Origin of the sequence: Natronomonas salina (assembly GCF_013391105.1) — an archaeon.
GTDB lineage: Archaea > Halobacteriota > Halobacteria > Halobacteriales > Haloarculaceae > Natronomonas > Natronomonas salina.
On record NZ_CP058335.1, the window covers coordinates 3255911 to 3273639 of the forward strand.

At 67.4% G+C, this 17729-nt stretch carries 15 protein-coding genes; 9 read left to right on the forward strand and 6 right to left on the reverse strand.

Annotation, left to right across the window (positions count from 1 at the left end; translation table 11 throughout):
- Position 1: 1 nt before the first annotated feature.
- Both hmgA and HWV07_RS16920 read right to left on the reverse strand, forming a co-directional pair.
- On the reverse strand, positions 2-1210 hold the full coding sequence (hmgA, locus tag HWV07_RS16915) for a hydroxymethylglutaryl-CoA reductase (NADPH) (RefSeq protein WP_178335444.1): 1209 nt from the start codon (positions 1208-1210) through the stop codon (positions 2-4).
- Between the two features lie 95 nt (positions 1211-1305).
- A complete protein-coding gene (locus tag HWV07_RS16920) occupies positions 1306-2127 on the reverse strand; it encodes a DUF4397 domain-containing protein (protein ID WP_178335445.1) in 822 nt (273 codons plus the stop codon).
- 226 nt (positions 2128-2353) lie between these two features.
- Here HWV07_RS16920 and HWV07_RS16925 point away from each other — a divergent pair, with 226 nt between their 5' ends.
- The 6 genes from HWV07_RS16925 (at position 2354) to HWV07_RS16950 (ending at position 9499) form a co-directional block, all read left to right on the forward strand.
- Positions 2354-3862, forward strand: a complete 1509-nt coding sequence (locus tag HWV07_RS16925) for an amidohydrolase (RefSeq protein ID WP_178335446.1) — start codon at positions 2354-2356, stop codon at positions 3860-3862.
- 151 nt (positions 3863-4013) lie between these two features.
- The gene (nadA, locus tag HWV07_RS16930) at positions 4014-5150 is read left to right on the forward strand and encodes a quinolinate synthase NadA (RefSeq protein ID WP_178335447.1); all 1137 of its coding nucleotides are present in this window, start codon (positions 4014-4016) and stop codon (positions 5148-5150) included.
- 1 nt (position 5151) lies between these two features.
- The gene (locus HWV07_RS16935; RefSeq protein WP_178335448.1) at positions 5152-6717 is read left to right on the forward strand and encodes an L-aspartate oxidase; all 1566 of its coding nucleotides are present in this window, start codon (positions 5152-5154) and stop codon (positions 6715-6717) included.
- Positions 6707-7516: a carboxylating nicotinate-nucleotide diphosphorylase gene (gene nadC / locus HWV07_RS16940; RefSeq protein WP_178335449.1), complete on the forward strand. Its 810-nt coding sequence runs from the start codon at positions 6707-6709 to the stop codon at positions 7514-7516. The genes HWV07_RS16935 and nadC overlap by 11 nt, the downstream gene beginning before the upstream one ends.
- Before the next feature lie 58 nt (positions 7517-7574).
- On the forward strand, positions 7575-8402 hold the full coding sequence (locus HWV07_RS16945) for a PspA/IM30 family protein (protein ID WP_178335450.1): 828 nt from the start codon (positions 7575-7577) through the stop codon (positions 8400-8402).
- A 41-nt stretch (positions 8403-8443) separates the two neighbouring features.
- Positions 8444-9499: a DUF7972 family membrane protein gene (locus tag HWV07_RS16950; protein ID WP_178335451.1), complete on the forward strand. Its 1056-nt coding sequence runs from the start codon at positions 8444-8446 to the stop codon at positions 9497-9499.
- Here HWV07_RS16950 and HWV07_RS16955 read toward each other — a convergent pair.
- The 3 genes from HWV07_RS16955 to HWV07_RS16965 all read right to left on the reverse strand — a co-directional run bounded on the left by HWV07_RS16955 (position 9496) and on the right by HWV07_RS16965 (position 12574).
- Complete coding sequence (locus tag HWV07_RS16955) at positions 9496-9876, reverse strand: acyl-CoA thioesterase (RefSeq protein ID WP_178335452.1); 381 nt, start codon at positions 9874-9876, stop codon at positions 9496-9498. The two genes, HWV07_RS16950 and HWV07_RS16955, sit on opposite strands and share 4 nt — an antisense overlap.
- A complete protein-coding gene (gene thrS / locus HWV07_RS16960; protein ID WP_178335453.1) occupies positions 9873-11798 on the reverse strand; it encodes a threonine--tRNA ligase in 1926 nt (641 codons plus the stop codon). Before thrS ends, HWV07_RS16955 begins: the two co-directional genes overlap by 4 nt.
- Before the next feature lie 233 nt (positions 11799-12031).
- Complete coding sequence (locus HWV07_RS16965) at positions 12032-12574, reverse strand: hypothetical protein (protein WP_178335454.1); 543 nt, start codon at positions 12572-12574, stop codon at positions 12032-12034.
- 99 nt (positions 12575-12673) lie between these two features.
- Between HWV07_RS16965 and HWV07_RS16970 the strand changes: the two genes are divergently transcribed.
- Both HWV07_RS16970 and HWV07_RS16975 read left to right on the forward strand, forming a co-directional pair.
- Positions 12674-12979, forward strand: a complete 306-nt coding sequence (locus HWV07_RS16970) for a hypothetical protein (protein WP_178335455.1) — start codon at positions 12674-12676, stop codon at positions 12977-12979.
- A gap of 518 nt (positions 12980-13497) precedes the next feature.
- Positions 13498-14337, forward strand: a complete 840-nt coding sequence (locus HWV07_RS16975) for an ABC transporter permease (protein ID WP_178335456.1) — start codon at positions 13498-13500, stop codon at positions 14335-14337.
- Between the two features lie 355 nt (positions 14338-14692).
- Here the strand turns inward: HWV07_RS16975 and HWV07_RS16980 are convergent, their stop codons facing one another.
- A complete protein-coding gene (locus HWV07_RS16980) occupies positions 14693-14911 on the reverse strand; it encodes a hypothetical protein (protein ID WP_178335457.1) in 219 nt (72 codons plus the stop codon).
- A 338-nt stretch (positions 14912-15249) separates the two neighbouring features.
- Between HWV07_RS16980 and HWV07_RS16985 the strand changes: the two genes are divergently transcribed.
- Positions 15250-17697, forward strand: a complete 2448-nt coding sequence (locus HWV07_RS16985) for a PAS domain-containing sensor histidine kinase (RefSeq protein WP_178335458.1) — start codon at positions 15250-15252, stop codon at positions 17695-17697.
- Positions 17698-17729 lie beyond the last annotated feature (32 nt).

The window sequence follows — 17729 nt, forward strand, 5'->3', positions numbered from 1 at the left end:
GCTACCGCCCCAGTTCCTCGTGGGCGGAGGCGAGGTGGTCGGAGGCAAGCGCGCCGAGCAGGGAGAGCTCGCCGGCCAGCGCGGCAGTGCAGATGACCTCCGCGAGCGCGTCGGCGTTCGAGCCGGCGGGGTCGCCGCCGCCGCGGACGCCGACCACGTCGAGCGACTCCGCCTGCGTCGGGAGCTTCGTCCCGCCGCCGACCGTGCCGACCTCCAGCGACGCGATGGTGAGGCTGGCGTAGAGGTCGCCGTCCCTCACGTCGGCGGTCGTGATGGCGTTGCTCCCCTCGACGACCTGGGCGATGTCCTGGCCGGTGGCGAGGAACGCCGCCGCGACCGTGTTCGCCGCGTGGGCGTTGAACCCCAGCGAGCCGGCCTTCGCGGAGCCGACGTGGTTCTTGCGGGTGTTGGCCTCCGCGATGGCCTCCGGCGTCGTCTTGAAGTAGCTCTCGACGACGTCCCGGGAAATCTCGACGTCCGCGGCGACGGTCCGGCCACGGCCCTGGACGCTGTTGACCGCCGCGGGCTTCTTGTCGGAACAGAGGTTCCCGGAGAGCGCGACCAGTTCGGCCGGCGTCTCGTCGGTCACGACGTCGCAGGCGGCCTCCGTCGCGATGGTGGCCATGTTCATCCCCATCGCGTCCTTGGTGTCGTAGGCGAACCGGAGGAAGACGTTGTCGCCGACGACGTACGGCGTGACGTCGCGCAACTCGCCGTGATTCGTCGTCGACTCGGCGGCCTCGGCCAGCGTCCCGACGTTGTCCCGGACCCACGAGGCGACCTCGCTGGCCTCGCCGACGTCGGCGACGCGGAAGACCGGCGCGCGGGTCATCGCGTTCTTCAGCACCCGCGCGGTGGCGCCGTCGGCGGCCCGGATGGCCGCACAGCCGCGGTTGACCGACGCGACGAGCGCCCCCTCCGTCGTCGCCAGCGGGAGGTACTTCGCGCCGTCGACGGCCCCGCCGTCGATGCGGACCGGGCCGACGACGCCCATCGGTACCTGCGCGGCGCCGAGCATGTTCTCGACGTTCGGTTCGGCGTCCGCGGCGTCAAAGGTGTAGGCGCCGACGGCGTCGAGGTCGGCCTCGGTCTCCTCGGTCAGGAGCAGGCGGCGGGCCTCGGCGGCGACGTCCGGGTCGGCGTGCTGTTCGAGTTCGTGCAGGCGCAGCTCGCCGTCCTGCACCCGTCCGGCGAGGTCCTCGGCGTCCATACTGGCGACTCGCGGTCCCGCGACTAAGGGTTTCCGTCCCGACGCGAGGCCGGTCGCGGGTCTCGGGGTTGGACGGGGCCGACCGGGAAGATCACCTACTCTTCGGAATCGCCGCCCTCGTCGTGGGACTGCGCGGTCGCGTCGGCCGTGGGGACGAGTCCGAACGCCTCGTCGGTCGGCGCGTTGTCGGGGTCGACGTACCCGACCGCGAACACCGTGTACGTGGTGCCCCCTTCGACCGAGACGTCCGTCTCGAAGACCGTCTCGCAGCCGTCGGCGGGGCGTACCTCCACCTCGTAGCTGCCGGCGGGAACGACGGTGTAGTCGCTCGCCTCGCCGAACTCGAGGTCCTCGAAGAGCGTGAGCGACCCGTCGTCGACGGTCACGTCGACGGCCGGCGCGTCCGGCGAGGCGTGGATCGCCCGCACCCGGGCCTCGTCGTCGCCGACGTCCTCGTCGTTCGTGTCCTCGAAGAGCGAGACGGTGAACTCGGTGTCGTCACACGTCGCCTCACCGAGCGCGACCGCGGTGTAGTCCGCGGCGGCGAGTTCGACGTCGACCGGACCGAACACGGTCGTGCCGTCGTCGCTGAGCTGCACCTCGACGGTGTACTCGCCCGCCGGGACCTCGAGGTAGTCGGTGACCCCGCGGAACTCGAGAGCCTCGACGACCGCGTCGCCGTCGACGAGAACGTCCACTGCCGGCGCGTCGGGCGACCCGTGCGCGACGCGCAGCCGCGCCTGGTCTTCCGCATGTTCGCCTGTCTCTTCTTGACCGCTCGCCTCGTCTTCCGAATCCTCGGTCGCGTTCCCCCCACCGTTCGAATCGTGGTTGTCACCGGTCACGGCGGCGCTGCCGGCTGTCAGCAGTACTGTACCTCCCGCAAGGCCCTTCAGCACGGTTCTTCTGTTTTGCATGGTAGAACTCCAGGTACAATTCGTGGGCGAGTGGGCAACAAATGAACACCTGACTAGTAAGGGGAGATGCCAGGAATCGGAGACGACCGGTTCGGGCGCCCACTGCTCACCACCGACGTCGAGGCTGAAGCCGGGGGCGGTGAATCCAGACCGGCGAGGGCCTCGGTCCCACTCGGTGACGGCCGCCGAGGGCGGGATTGAATACTGTCGCGGCCGCCCGTCCGGTATGACCGACGCTGCGGCCCGCATCTTCACGAACGCCGAGGTCCACACACTCGGGGAGCCCGACGAACAGGAGGAGGCCGTCGCCGTCCGCGACGGCCGGATCGTCCGGGTGGGTTCGGCCTACGAGATCGAGTTCCTCCGGGGCGTCGACACCGACGTCGTCGACTGCGAGGGCGGCGTCCTCCTCCCCGGCTTCGTCGACGCGCACACCCACATGGAGATCGTCGGGCGGCGGGTCGTCCACGCCGACCTCGGGGCGGCGGCCGACCGCGAGGCGGCACTGTCTGCGCTCCGGGACGCCCCCGCGGACGACTGGATCCTCGGCTACGGCTACGACGAGTCGACGTGGCCCGCCGGCGAGTACCTCACCCGCGAGGAACTGGATTCCGTCTCGGAGACCCGCCCGGTCGTCGCCTTCCGCGAGGACCTGCACACGGCGTCGGTCAACTCGGTCGTCCTCGACCGCTACGCCGACGAACTCCCCGAAGATGGCGTCCAGCGCGAGGACGGCGAGCCGACGGGCGTCGTGACCGAGGACGCCGCGGAACTGCTGCGGATGGAGACGGCGCCCGGCCGCGAGGAGACCAGGCGGCTCGTCCGGGCGGCTCGCGACCGCGCCCACGAACTCGGCGTCACCGGCGTTCACGACATGGTCCGGCACTCGGACGCGCCGGCGGCGTACCGCGACCTCGCCGTCGACGGCGACCTGGACCTCCGCGTGCGGCTCTACTACTGGACGGACCATCTCGACGCCGTCGAGGAGACGGGGCTGGCGACGAACCACGGCGGCGAGTACGTGGAGGTCGGCGGGGTGAAGACCTTCACCGACGGCTCCCTCGGCGCCGGCACCGCGAAGCTCTCGGAGCCGTACGCCGACCGCGAGGGCACCGGCGAGTGGGTGGTCGATCCCGAGGAGCTGGCGGCTATCGCCGAGCGGGCGGACGACCTCGGCCTGCAGCTGGCCGTCCACGCGATCGGCGACGAGGCCATCGACGTCGCCCTGTCGGCCCTGCCGGACGACCCCGAGATGCGACACCGCATCGAGCATGCCGAACTGCTGGCGGACGTCGCGGCGTTCGAGGACGCCGGCGCCGTCGCGTCGATGCAGCCGAACTTCCTGCGGTGGGCCCGTGAGGACGGACTTTACGAGCAGCGACTCGGCGCGGACCGGACCGCGGCATCGAACCGGTTCGCGGACGTGCTGGCGGCCGACGTCCCGCTGGCGTTCGGCAGCGACTGCATGCCGCTGGACCCCCTCTACGGCGTCCAGGAGACCGTCACGGCGCCCGAATCGGGACAGCGACTGTCGGTGGCCGAGGCGCTGCGGGCCTACACGTCCGGCGCCGCCTTCGCCGGCCACGACGAGGACCGCTTCGGCACCGTCGAGCCGGGCAAGCGAGCCGACCTCGTCGTGCTCGCGGAATCGCCGTGGGTAGTCGACCCCGAGGCTATCGCCGATATCGACGTCTCGATGACGGTCGTCGACGGCGAGGTCGTCTACCGGGACTGACGGTTCTTTTCCCCTCAGCGCCGTTCTCCGAGTGGTGCTTCGCCCCCTATCGGCAACTGTATCGAAGATATCCCACCGTCCCGATTTATTGAAGACAAAATTTTATCAATAGTCGGGTCCGTTGGCTAGGCCAACCCAAGGTACCCAACCAATGCCCGAAATGGAAACGGTCGACCTGGAGACCGACCTCAGCCTCTTCAAGTACGACAACCTGGAACAGTTACCCCCGGAGTATCGGGAATTGAACGAAGCCGCCCGTACCGAGCGTATCGAGGCGGCCCGCGAGGCTCTGGGCGACGACGTGGTCATCCTGGGCCACAACTACCAGCGCCGTGAGATCGTCGAGCACGCGGACTTCGTCGGCGACTCCTACCAGCTCTCGAAGGAGGCCGCCGACGCGGACGCCGATTACGTCGTCTTCTGCGGCGTGACGTTCATGGCCGAGTCCGCGGACATCATCACCGACGACGACCAGACGGTCGTCCTGCCGTCGATGGAGGCGTCCTGTCCGATGGCGGGGATGGCCGAGGCATTACAGGTCGACGCCGCCTGGACGGAACTCAACGCGGCGGTCGACGACGACACCGATATCGTCCCGATCACCTACATGAACAGCTACGCCGACCTGAAGGCATTCTGCGCCGAGCAGGGCGGGCTGGTCTGCACCTCCTCGAACGCCCACCGCGCCTTCGAGTACGCCTTCGAGCGCGGCGACAAGGTGCTCTTCCTCCCGGACAAGCACCTCGGCGAGAACACCGCCCACCGCCTCGGGCTGGCGGATTCGACCGCCGAGTGGGACCCCTGGGACCCCGAGTCGAAGGACGCCGACGAGGTGGCCGACGCCGACGTGATCCTCTGGGACGGCTACTGCCAGGTCCACGAGCGGTTCACCGAGGGCCACGTCGAGGCGGTCCGCGCCGAACACGAGGGCGCCAACGTCGTCGTCCACCCCGAGTGCCGCCGGGAGGTCGTCGAGGCCGCCGACGTCGTCGGGTCGACCTCGACCATCTGCGAGACCGTCGAGAACGCCGACCCCGGCGAGACGTGGGCCATCGGCACCGAGATCCACCTCACGAACCACCTCCAGCGGTGGCACCCGGAGGTGGAGGTCCTGCCGCTGTGCGGCGACGCCTGCATGGACTGCAACGCGATGCGGCAGGTCGACCCCAACTACCTGACGTGGGTGCTCGAGGAGCTGGTCGACGGGAACGAGCGGAACGTCGTCGAGGTCGCCCCGAGGGAGAAGGGACTCGCCGAGCTGGCCCTCGAGCGGATGCTGGAGGTCTAACATGGAGGAGCGAGAGACCGAACTCCTGGTGGTCGGCAGCGGCGTCGCGGGCTGTGCCGCGGCACTGGCCGGCGCGCGAGCGGGCGCCGACGTGACGCTCGCGACGAAGGCCAGCCGGCCAGAGGATTCGACCTCCTACTGGGCCCAGGGCGGCGTCGCAGTCACCCGCGGCGACCCCGACGCGTTCAAATCCGACATACTGGAGGCCAGCGACGGCCTCGCCGACCCCGAGGCGGTCGACATCCTCGTCTCCGAGGCCGACGAGGCGGTCCGGGAGGTCTTCGTCGAGACGCTTGACGTCGACTTCGACGGCGGTGACGAGCCCGAGTACGGCCGGGAAGCCGCCCACAGCGAGGCGCGCATCCTCCACGTCGACGCCTCCACCGGCCGGCACATCCTCGCGCCCTTCCTGAATCACCTCGCCGACCACGACCGCGTCGAGGTGCTGGAGGACACAGCCGCACTAGAACTCGTCACCCACGAGGGGCGGGTCCACGGTGCGATGCTGGAACGAGACGGGGAGTGGGCGCCCTGCTTCGCCGGCTCGACGGTGCTGGCGACGGGCGGCGTCGGCGCCTGTTACGGCCGGACGACCAACCCGCCGACGGCGACCGGGGACGGCGTCGCGATGGCCGCCCTCGCGGGGGCGGACATCGCGGACATGGAGTACGTACAGTTCCACCCGACCGCGTTCGCGAGCGAGGCGCCACGCGCCTCGGAGCGGAGCGGCGAAGCCGCGGCGCGCGGCGAGGAGGCCGAAGGCGGGGCCGGCGAGGACGGCCAGGGCACCTTCCTCCTCAGCGAGGCGGTCCGCGGCGAGGGCGCGCTGCTGCGGAACGCGGCGGGCGAACGCTTCATGCCGGACTACCACGACGACGCCGAACTCGCGCCGCGGGACGTCGTCGCCCGCGCCGTGAAGGCCGAGCGGGAGCGGACCGGTGAGGTGTACCTGGACGTCGGACCGGTGGACTTCGCTGGCGAGTTCCCGGACCTCCACGCCGAGTGCGAGGCCCGGGGCGTCGACCCGGCCGAGGGCATCCCGGTCGCGCCCGCCGAGCACTTCCTCTGCGGCGGCATCGACGTGGATACCGAGGGTCGGGCGTCGCTGGACCGCCTGTTCGCGGTCGGCGAGTGCGCCCGCACCGGCGTACACGGCGCCAACCGGCTCGCCTCCACCAGCCTGCTGGAGGCGCTCGTCTGGGGGCGCCGCGCCGGCGAAGCCGCCGCCGGCCACGAGGTCGAACGGATCGAGGCCCCGGAGCTGCGCGACACCGACCCCGACCTCCCCGACAGCTTCGCCGACGAGAAGTTCGTCCGGCTCCGCCGGGTCATGGACGAGTACGCCGGGATCGAGCGGTCGCCGTCGGACCTCGGACGGGCGGGCGGCGTCCTCCGGCGGCTGAAGGGCGAGGTCGACGCCTACACCCGGACGCGGACCAGCCGCTCGCTGTACGAGCTCCGGAGCGCCTGCGTCACGGCGCTGCTGATCACCCGCGCGGCCGCCGAGAACGACCGCTCGCGCGGCTGTCACCACCTCGTCGAGGAGCCGACCGCCGATGCCGATTGAGCGCTCGCAGGTCGAACGCTGGCTCCGGGAGGACCTCGGCCACCACGACGTCACGAACGACGTTCCCGGGGAGACGACTGGCCGGCTGGTCGCCAAAGAGGGTGGCGTCGTCGCCGGGCTGGAGGCCGCCGAGGCGGTGTTCGACTATCTCGGGGTCGCCGTCGACGAACGCCTCGACGACGGCGAACGGGTCGCCGCCGGGGATACAGTTCTGCGCGTCTCGGGAGGGGCCCGCGAGGTGCTCCGCGGCGAGCGGGTCGCCGTCAATATCGCGGGGCACGCCTCCGGGATCGCGACGAAGACCCGGGCGGCTGTTGACGAAGCAAGGCAGGTCTCCGACGACGTCCGCATCGCGGCCACGCGGAAGACCACGCCCGGACTCCGTGGCGTCGAGAAGCGGGCCGTCGTGGCCGGCGGCGGCGACACCCACCGGCTCGACCTCTCGCACATGGTGATGGTCAAGGACAACCACATCGAAGAACTCGGACTGGAGGCCGCCGTCGCCCGGTTCCGCGAACGCGTCTCTTTCGCGACGAAGATCGAGGTCGAGGTCGAGGAACCCGGCGACGCGCTCCGGGCGGCCGAGGCGGGCGCCGACGTCGTCCTGCTGGACAACATGCCACCCGACGAGACGGAGCGGGCCGTCGAGACCCTCCCCGAAGGCGTGCTCGCGGAGGCCAGCGGCGGCATCACCGTCGACGAGGTCCGCGAGTACGCCGCCGCCGGCGTCGACGTCGTCTCGATGGGGAGTCTGACCCACAGCGCGCCGTCGCTCGATCTGTCGTTCCGGACCGAGTAGACCCGTTCTGGCCCGGTCCGGAGTAGCGTTTTAAGGGTTGGCGCCACAACACGGGCACATGGGTATCCTCTCGCGGGCGTCCTACGTCATCCGCTCGAAGATCAACGCCGTCCTGAACCGGGCGGAGAACCCCCACGAGACGCTCGACTACTCGTACGAACAGCTCCGCGACCAGCTGCAGGACGTCAAGAAGGGCATCGCCGATCTGACGACCCAGAAGAAGCGCCTGGAGATCCAGAAGCGCCGCCTCGAGGAGAACGTCGAGAAGCACAACGACCAGGCCCGCGAGGCCGTCAAGCAGGACCGCGAGGACCTCGCGCGGCGGGCCCTCGAGAAGAAGAAGCAGAAGATGAGCCAGATCGAGGAGCTGGAAGAGCAGATCGCCAGCCTCCAGAACACCCAGGACAACCTCGTCGAGAAGAAGAACAAGCTGCAGAGCCGCATCGAGCAGTTCCGCACGGAGAAGGAGACGATGAAGGCCCGCTACGAGGCCGCCGAGGCCAGCACGCGCGTAAGCGAGGCGATGACGGGCGCCGGCGACGAGATGGAGAACGTCGGTCGGTCCATCGAGCGCGCCCGGGAGCAGACCGAGGACATGGAGGCCCGGTCGGCCGCCATGGACGAACTCGAGGAGTCGGGCGCCTTCGAGGACGTCCTCTCCGACGAGGACGACATCGACCGCGAGCTCGAGGAGATGCGCCGCGGCGGCGAGGTCGAGGCGGAACTCGAGACGCTGAAGTCCGAGACGGGCGCCGACGCCGGCGAGAGCGCGAGCGCGGACGCCGACACCGAGGCCGACGTCGAGGTCGAAGAGCCCTCCGCTGACCCCGAGATCGAGGCCGAACTCGAGGACATCAAGTCCGAGGAAAGCAAAGACGAGGAGTAGGCAACCTATTCCTTTCACCCCGGGTAGTGTAGGACGACCCAATGGGCGGTCCCGACGACACGCTGGAGGAGCGCATTCAGGGCAGTCGACTCAAGGCGTGGCTCCTGCTCGAGGCGAACCGGCGCGTGATCGCGGCCATCCTCCTGCTCGGCTTCTTCCTGGCGCTCGTCGCGCTGATCGAACTCTGGCCGCAGTCGCTGCGGCCGATCCTCGCCCGGAGCGACCCCGTCGAGACGATGTTCCAGGCGCTGACGACCGCGACGATCACCGCCGTCACGCTCGTCATCACCATCAACCAGCTGGTGCTCTCCCAGGAGCTGGGCGCGGTCGGCGACCAGCGCGAGCGGATGCAGGCCGCCACTGAGTTCCGTCACGACGTCGGCGAGTACCTGGAGGAACCCGCCGCGCCCGCGGAGCCGGCGTCGTTCCTCGACCGGCTCATCGGCGCCTCCCGAACGTCGGCGATCCGGCTGGGCGAGGCACTCGAGGACCACCCCGACGAGGACCTGCGCGACGAGATCGACGAGTACGTCGACGACCTCGTGGAGAACGCCGAGGAGGTCTCCGAGGAGCTCGGCGACGCCCAGTTCGGCAGCTACGACCTCGTCAGCGCCGTCGTGGACTACAACTACTCCTGGAAGCTCTACCGGGCGGAGTACCTCCAGGGCCAGTACGCCGACTCGCTGGACGACGAGCAGGACGAGGCCTTCGAGCAGGTCACCGACGTGTTACAGCTGTTCGCGCCCGCCCGCGAGCACTTCAAGACGCTGTACTTCCAGTGGGAGCTGACCGACCTCTCGCGGGGGATGCTCTACGCCGCGCTACCGGCGCTGGTCGTCTCGATCACCGCGCTCGTGTTCCTCGACCAGCCGACGGCCGCCCCCGGGGCGACCCTGGGCGTCCAGAACGTCGTCTGGCTGGTGGCGGCCGCCGCGTCGATGGTGATGCTGCCCTTCGTCATCCTGATGTCGTACATCCTCCGTATCGCGACCATCGCGAAGCGGACGCTGGCGATGGGGCCGTTCGTGCTCAGGGCCGACGAACGCACCGGCGGGGACGTCGACGCCGACCGGGGCGACTGGTCGACCGACGACTAAGCTTCGAGTTCGGCCCGCCACGCATCGGGGACGGGAATCGACTCCCCGGACTCGAGGTCCTGGGTCACCTGGACCGTCCGCGCGGTCGCGACCGGCTCGCCGTCGCGGGACAGTCCGACCTCGGTCGTGAAGCTCGTCGTCCCGAGGTCCGTCACCTCGACGGTCGCGTCGACGCGGTCACCCCCGAACAGTTCGGCGTGGAAATCCAGTTCCATGTGGACGACCGGCCAGCCGTAGCCCTCGAGGGCGGCTCCGAGGCGCTCCTCGAGGAACCGCTCGCGAGCCTCGGTGACGTACTGCGGGAACACGTTGTCGTCGACGTGGCGCTCCCCCAGGTCCAGCGAGCCGACGACGAGCTCGTAGGTGGCCCCGCTCATCCGACGAAGTCCGGCTCGACGCGCTTCTCGTCGACCTCGTCGCGGAGGTGCTCGCGGAACGCCTCGACGTCGACGTCCTTCGCCTCCTCCTCGAAGCGGTCGCGGACCGAGACGGTTCCCGCCTCGGCCTCGTCGTCGCCGACGACGAGCATGTAGGGGACGCGGTCGTCGTGGGCGGTCTGGATCTTCTTGCCGACCGTCCAGGAGCGCTCCTCGACCTCGACGCGGAACTCCGAGAGGTAGCGGTTGGCGACCTGCTTGGCGTAGCCGATGTTGTCGTCGGAGACCGGGAGGATGCGGACCTGCTCGGGGGCCAGCCACGTCGGGAAGTTGCCGTCGAAGTGCTCGACGAGCACCATGAAGAACCGCTCGTAGCTGCCGTACAGCGCGCGGTGGATCATCACCGGGCGATGTTCCTCGTTGTCCTCGCCGGTGTAGGTGAGGTCGAACCGCTCGGGCATGTTGAAGTCCAGCTGGACGGTCGGGCCGTCCCAGTTGCGCCCGAGGGCGTCCTCGAAGGCGAAGTCGATCTTCGGCCCGTAGAAGGCGCCGTCGCCCGGCTCGACGTCGTAGTCCATGTTGCTGTCTTCGAGGACGTCGCGGAGCTGGGACTCGGCCTGCTCCCAGATCTCGTCGGAGCCGACGGACTTCTCGGGGCGGGTCGCCAGCGCCACCTCGTAGTCGAGGTCGAAGGTCTCCAGGACCTCGTTGATCTGCTCCATGACGACGTTGACCTCCCGCTCGATGGAGTCCGGCTCGACGAACAGGTGGCCGTCGTCGATGGTGAACGCCCACACGCGGGAGAGCCCAGAGAGCTCGCCGCGCTGCTCCTTGCGGTAGACCTTGCCGTTCTCGGCGTAGCGGACCGGCAGGTCGCGGTACGACCAGCTACCCTGGTTGAAGATGGTGGCGTGGCCCGGGCAGTTCATCGGCTTGAGGCCGTACTCCTCGTCGTTGACGTCCAGCAGGAACATGTCGTCGACGTAGTTCTCGTAGTGGCCGGACTGCTTCCACAGCTCCGTCCGGAAGAGGTGCGGCGTCTCGACGAAGTCGTAGCCCTGCGCCTCGTTGAGGTCGTCGACGAACCCCTCCAGCTCCCGGAGGACGGCCTTCCCGTTGGGGTGGTACAGCGGGAGGCCCGGCCCCGTGACGTCGGGGATGGAGAACAGGTCGAGCTCCTGACCGAGCTTGCGGTGGTCGCGCTCCTTGGCCTCCTCGCGTCGGTCGAGGAAGCGCTCGAGGTCGGACTCGCTCTCGAAGGCGGTGCCGTAGACGCGGGTCAGCGTCTCGTTGTCCTCGTCGCCGCGCCAGTAGGCGGCGGCGATGTTGAGGAGCTCGACGGCGCCGATCTCGCCGGTCGACTCGACGTGGGGGCCCTGACAGAGGTCCTGCCAGCCGTCCTGGACGTAGAAGGAGACGGGGTCCTCGTCGGCGGCCTCGTTCTCGAGGACGTCCCGCTTGTAGGGGTTGTCCTCGTAGATCTCGAAGGCCTCCTCGCGGGAGCGCTCGACGCGCTCGAGGTCGTAGTCGGCCTCGATGATGTCGTACATCTCCGCCTCGATCTCCTCGAGGTCCTCGGCGTCCAGTTCGACGCCCGTCACGTCGTAGTAGAAGCCCTCGTCGGTCGGCGGGCCGATGGCCAGCTTCGCCTCCGGGTGGAGGCGCTGGAGCGCCTGCGCGAAGACGTGGGCGGCGGTGTGCCGCAGCACCTGCAGGTACTCGTCGGACTGGTCGGTGACGATGACGACCCGGCAGTCCTCCGCCAGCGGTTCGGCCCTGTCGACGAGCTCGCCGTCGACCACGCCGGCGACCGTGTCGTCGCCGAGGCCCGGTCCGATCTCGTAGGCCACGTCCCGGACCGTCGACCCCGACTCGACCTCGAGCTCGGAGCCGTCCGGCAACGTGACGACGATATCGCTCATGCCTACGCAAAGCCAAGGCGGGCGGATAAGTGTTAAGAGACCGCCGTCCGCTCGTCGGGTTCCACGCTGGACCCGTCGGATCGCGCTGTGGAGGCGATGTAGCGCGACGCTATCGCGCCGTTCGGTTCCGGAGCGCAGCCCTCGTCAGTTCTCCCGGCGTGGGGCTACGCTGTCCGTTCGCTGGTCTGTGGACCTGCCGAGTGGAACCATCGACATGCGATACTCGCCGAGGCTCAGTTCGATGCTTCCAGCGACACCTCGGCCCGGCCGTCGATTTGCCGGCTCGGCGTGGCTTCGCCGCGGTCCGTGTTGTCGAACACGACGACGTACCTTCCCGCGGGGACGTTTTCGTCTTCGGCGTAGCCGTCGGACACGTCGAGGCCACTCGTGTACCGATACTCGAAGTCGTCGCCTCGCTCGTAGGCAGCGAACTCTTCGTGAGGGAGGAAGAGGATGTCCAGCGTCGCGTCGTCATCGCCGCTAAATCCGAAGGAGACGCTCCGCTCGGCCTCGATATCGAATTCGACGGCTCGATACTCCCCCGGAGAGAGGCTGATGTCCTCGTCGAATATCTGCTCCGAGCCCTGCCCGAAGACCGTACACCCCGCGATGACCATCGGCAGCGCTGCGATAACAGACCGTCTGGAGGGCATAACTGGGGCAGGCAACAGTTCCCTATATAGCTTTCCGAGCGGGCAGCGAAGAATCGCGACATTGGACTCTAATCGCATCGACTCGCTCGTTGATTGAATCGAGCTGCAGGAGAGATTCAGCACGAACCGCCTCGATCAGCTGACCGATAACCGACTTAGCCAGATATTTCGTCTCTGACCACCGAAAACTTATGCGAGGGAGAACGGAAGTAGTCGTTCAGAATGGGATACTGGGGTCGCCGAGAACTCCTCACCGGCGCCATCGCAGGGGCGGGTGGCGCAGGGACCCTCGGCTACTCGTGGCGGTGGTATTCGACGCGACGCGACGAGATTCGCCTGCGTCGGATAACCCTCGTCAACGGTAACACGGAGCCCGAGGAGGTGTACGTCCGTATCTACACGGCTGCGGGGTACGAGTTCCACGACACGGTCACACTCGAAGCCGCCGAAACCGACACGGCGAACGCCGAGGGGAGTACGACGACGCGAACCCTCGAGGGGCCGTGGAAGGAGACACCCCGCGCGTAAGCCCTCACCGTCGTCCCGTCCGCGTCGCTCCGGAACGACGGACAAGGGTGGCCGCTCACGAACGAGGACATCCGAGAGGATATCGCCGAAGACGACCCGGACTCGGCTTGTGCGGACGTTTCCATCTACGTCGACAGTTCGATGCTCACCGTCCGGGTCTCCGCGTCCGATTCCTGTTGACCCCAGCGAATCTGTCCTGGATGAACCGAGAGAACGACCCTGTATACAAACTGAATCAGATTCGCAATCCAGAGGGACGTGACTCCGTCAGAATCTGGTGAGAAGTCCCGGTTGTGGCGACTGGTCGATGCTGCCCCGAGTCGAAGCGTCACTCGGCCCGCGTCCAGGCGATTAGTGAGCCTACTAGATATTCTCCTCTGGAGAACCGAGGCGATGCCTGCGTGACATCGTCAGACTCAGTTCACACGGAGACGGCGTGGCGAGAACAACTAACGACGCGCTCAGCGGGGACGGCAGGCTCTCAAGCTTTATCACTGCTCTTCACGACCCGTCGACAGATGGCCCTCCCAGCGATCGTCAGGAAAGACATCCGCGATTCCATCCGGTCGAGATCGTTCATCGCTACCACGCTGTTGTTCGTCCTCGTCGCCGGGTTCTGGGCGGCGATTCAGCACATTCCAGCGATGTATTCAGATAGCGAAGTCCCGACTAGCACGCTGGCACTGCTCAATAGCATGGGCCAGCCGATGGCCTTCTTCGTCCCCATGCTGGGGTTGGGCATCTCCTACGGTTCCATCGCCCGTGAGCGCGATAGCGGGAGCATCAAGCTCGCGCTCAGCCTGCCGAACTCGCGACGTGACGTCGTTCTCGGGAAGTTCATCGGTCGGTGTGCCGTTCTATCTGTCGCCATCCTCAGCGGCTATTCGGTCGTTGCCGTCATCGCACTGGTAACCTACGAGTCCTTCGCGGTCGTCGAATTCGCCCTTTACACCGTGCTGACGGTCTTCTACGGTGCGGTCTACGTCGCGATCGGCATCGGGTTCTCGTCGGCGATGCGGTCTCAGGCAACGGCGCTCGGGGGTGCGGCGGGCCTCTACGTCCTCTTTCTGCTGGGGTGGGATGTCATCGCGGCGATTCTGCAGACGATCACCGTCGGATACGTTCCCCCGGATTCCGGCGTTCCGCCCTGGTTGATCGTCGTCTACGCACTCAACCCGACGGCGGCAGTCGGCTACGCAACGCGGGCGATAATCCCCACGTTCGACGAGATCATGTCGTATCCGGTATCGGCCTCGTTCGCTCCCCCGAAGTGGGCCGGGTTCGCCATATTGGCTGCCTGGCTCGTTCTCTCACTCGGGTACGGCTATCGTCGGTTCCAGTCGGCAGATATTATGTAAGTACTGTAGCGGCTACCGTCCTGCTCACCTCCACTCTCGTATTCCGAATCGATACGTTCTCGTGACCGAGTTGTACCCTACAACGACTGACTCGACCACCCGAGCTTACAGCAGTGCGCGTCTGAAGCAGCCTGTCGTCTGAATCTGCACACCGACCGCTGGAATGCCGGCCAGCTGCAGTAAATACTCGTACCTTTGTGCGGGAATCAGGTGGCGTAGTCACTGTTAGTGGCGCTGTGCTTGGTCTCCCTGTATCTCGGAAGCAGTACTCGTCTCCACTTGCAGAGGCAAGGCAGTGTCTTATCTTGATAGATAAGGTAATGGGTGTATGGCGTATCAAACGACCCTCGGGTGGTCACTGCTGACGTCTGGACTCGTTACCCTGCTTCTTTTCGTACTGCCCGGTGAGTCCGTCTGGTGGGGCATCGGCTTGTTGATCGCGGGACTCGTCATCCTCGCTATCCGACGAGACGACGTTGCTGACGCGATAGAGGCCGGATTCTGACATTCCCTCGAATTGAACTCGGTCCAGGCCTGTGAGGTGGTAGTCTTGATGCAGACGGAACTGCTTCATGCAGTCTCGGGATTACTCAGTTAGCAGTGTATTCGGCAAGGAGATCGATAAGGGGGCTCTTCCATTGGAAGAACGGATCCAAAAAAGACGAAGTCCAACAGCAGTATTACGGCTAAGAGGACACCTACGCCGATAATCTGTTCTCCTACTATACCAATTACTTGCTCTTTAGACAGAAGCGCCTTCTCCCCATAGAGGAGTCACCTTTCAGGTCGCTTCCCCGGCGACCGAGGGGTTCGTCTCGTCGATACCCGGCACCCTTCGGCAGCGGGCGGCCACGTCCGACGACGCATCTACTGTCAAGCGGTTTTATATGTTTACCACGCAATTCAGCGCTAATGGGAGCACCGGGGTCAACACAGGACGTCACGAGGGATGATGTCCGCGAGTTCTTCAGCCGCCGCGAGGACCCCTCGACACCGTTCTTCACCGAGGAGGTCGCCGAGGCGCTGGAGTGTCCGCCGCGAACGGCGCGGCGCCGTCTCGAGGAACTCGCCGAACGGGGGGAGATACAGACGAAACGACGGGACGACTCGACGGCGATCTGGTGGACGTCTCGGGACGCACTGGCGGGCGACCACCAGCCCGACGAGGAGCAGTTCCGCGCCTTCGTGAGCGCGGTGAAGGACTACGCGATCTTCATGCTCGACCCCGACGGGACGGTCGTCACCTGGAACGAGGGCGCCGAGCGCATCAAGGGCTACTCGGCCCCGGAGATCGTCGGCGAGCACTTCTCGACGTTCTACACGGAGGCCGACCGCGCCGAGAGCGTCCCCGAGACGAACCTCGAGATCGCCGCCGAGGAGGGCCGCGTCGAGGACGAGGGGTGGCGCGTCCGCGCTGACGGCTCGCAGTTCTGGGCGAACGTCACTATCACCGCCATCCGGGACGACGACGGCGAACTCAGAGGGTTCACGAAGGTCACCCGCGACATGACCGAGCGGCGCGAGTACGAACAGCGACTGGAGGCCCAGACCGAGCGGCTCGAACGGCAGCGCGACGACCTCGAGGTGGAACTCGACGACATCTTCGAGCGGATCGACGACGCCTTCTTCGCGCTCGACGAGGAGTTCCAGTTCGAGTACGTCAACGAGCAGTTCGAGTCGTACTTCGGCCGATCGGCGGATGAACTGCTCGGACGGCGACCCTGGGAGGTACTCGACGTCGACGAGTCGAACCCGCTCTTCGAGGAGTTCCGGACCGCGATGGCCACCCAGGAGCCGACGAGCTTCGAGCGCTACTCCGAGCCGCTGGGGATCTGGGCGATGGTCCGGGTCTACCCCTCCGAGACCGGCCTCTCGGTGTACTTCAGGGACATCACGGAGCGCAAGCAGCGCCAGCAGGAACTCGACCGGACGCGGGAGCTGCTGGAGAAGGCCGAGCGCATCGCCGACGTGGGCGGCTGGGAAATCGATCCGGCTACCGAGGAGGTGTTCTGGACCGAGCACCTCTTCGAGATCCTGGAGTTGCCGTACGACGCGGAACCGTCGCTCGACGAGGCGCTCGACGTCTACCACGAGGCCGACCGGCATATCGTCGAGGACGCCATCGACGAGGCGCTCGAAACCGGCGGGTCGCTCGACGTCGAGACCCGGTTCAGGACGCCGGACGGCGAGGTCCGCTGGCTCCACGTCAAGGGCGACGTCGACCTCGAGGACGGCGAGGCCATCCTGCTCCGGGGGGCGGTCCAGGACATCACCGAGCGGAAGGAGCGGGAACGCGAGCTCCAGCGGGTGCGAGACCGCATGGAGTTCGCCCTCAACGCGACCGACGCGGTCGTCTGGGACTGGAACGTCGACGCCGACGAGGCGTCCTTCTACCCATCCGCCGAGTCGCTCTACGGAACCGAGGTCGAGACCTGGGAGGACTTCGTCGACGTGATCCACCCGGAGGACCGCGAGGAGGCCCAGCAGGCCATCGAGACCGCCATCGAGACCGGCGAACCCAAACACGAGGAGATACGGATCATCCGGGACGGGGAGGTGCGGTGGATCGAGGCCCCTGGCCACCCCGTCCAGGACGCCGACGGGTCGACGCGCGTCGTGGGCGTCGCGCGCGACATCTCCGAGCGCAAGGAGTACGAGCGTAAGCTGGAGGAGTCCAACGAGCGCCTCGAGCAGTTCGCCTACGCGGCCTCCCACGACCTCCAGGAACCGCTGCGGATGGTCTCGAGCTACCTGCAGCTCATCGAGCGGCGGTACGCCGACGACCTCGACGAGGACGGCCGGGAGTTCATCGAGTTCGCCGTCGACGGCGCCGACCGGATGCGCGCGATGATCGCGGGCTTGCTCGAGTACTCGCGGGTGGAGACGCAGGGAGACGCCTTCGAGCCGGTCGACCTGGAGACGGTCGTCGCCGACGTCCGCGAGGATCTCCAGCTACAAATCTCGGAGAGCGGCGCCGACGTCACGGCCGGCTCCCTGCCCGTCGTCGAGGGCGACGAGAACCAGCTCCGGCAGGTCTTCCAGAACCTGCTGGACAACGCCATCGAGTACAGCGGCGACGAACCACCGGAGGTCAGTATCGACGCCGAGCGGGACGGCGACAGGTGGGTGATCTCGGTCAGCGACCAGGGCATCGGCATCGATCCCGAGAACGCCGAGCGCATCTTCGACGTGTTCCAGCGACTCCACTCCCACGAGGAACACGCCGGCACCGGCATCGGGCTCTCGCTCTGTCAGCGGATCGTCGAGCGCCACGGCGGCGACATCTGGGTCGAATCGGAACCCGGCGAGGGGGCCACGTTCTACTTCACGCTGCCGGTCGCGACCGACCGAGAGAACTGAACCCCCGACGGCGGGTGAGAAACCAGCGACGG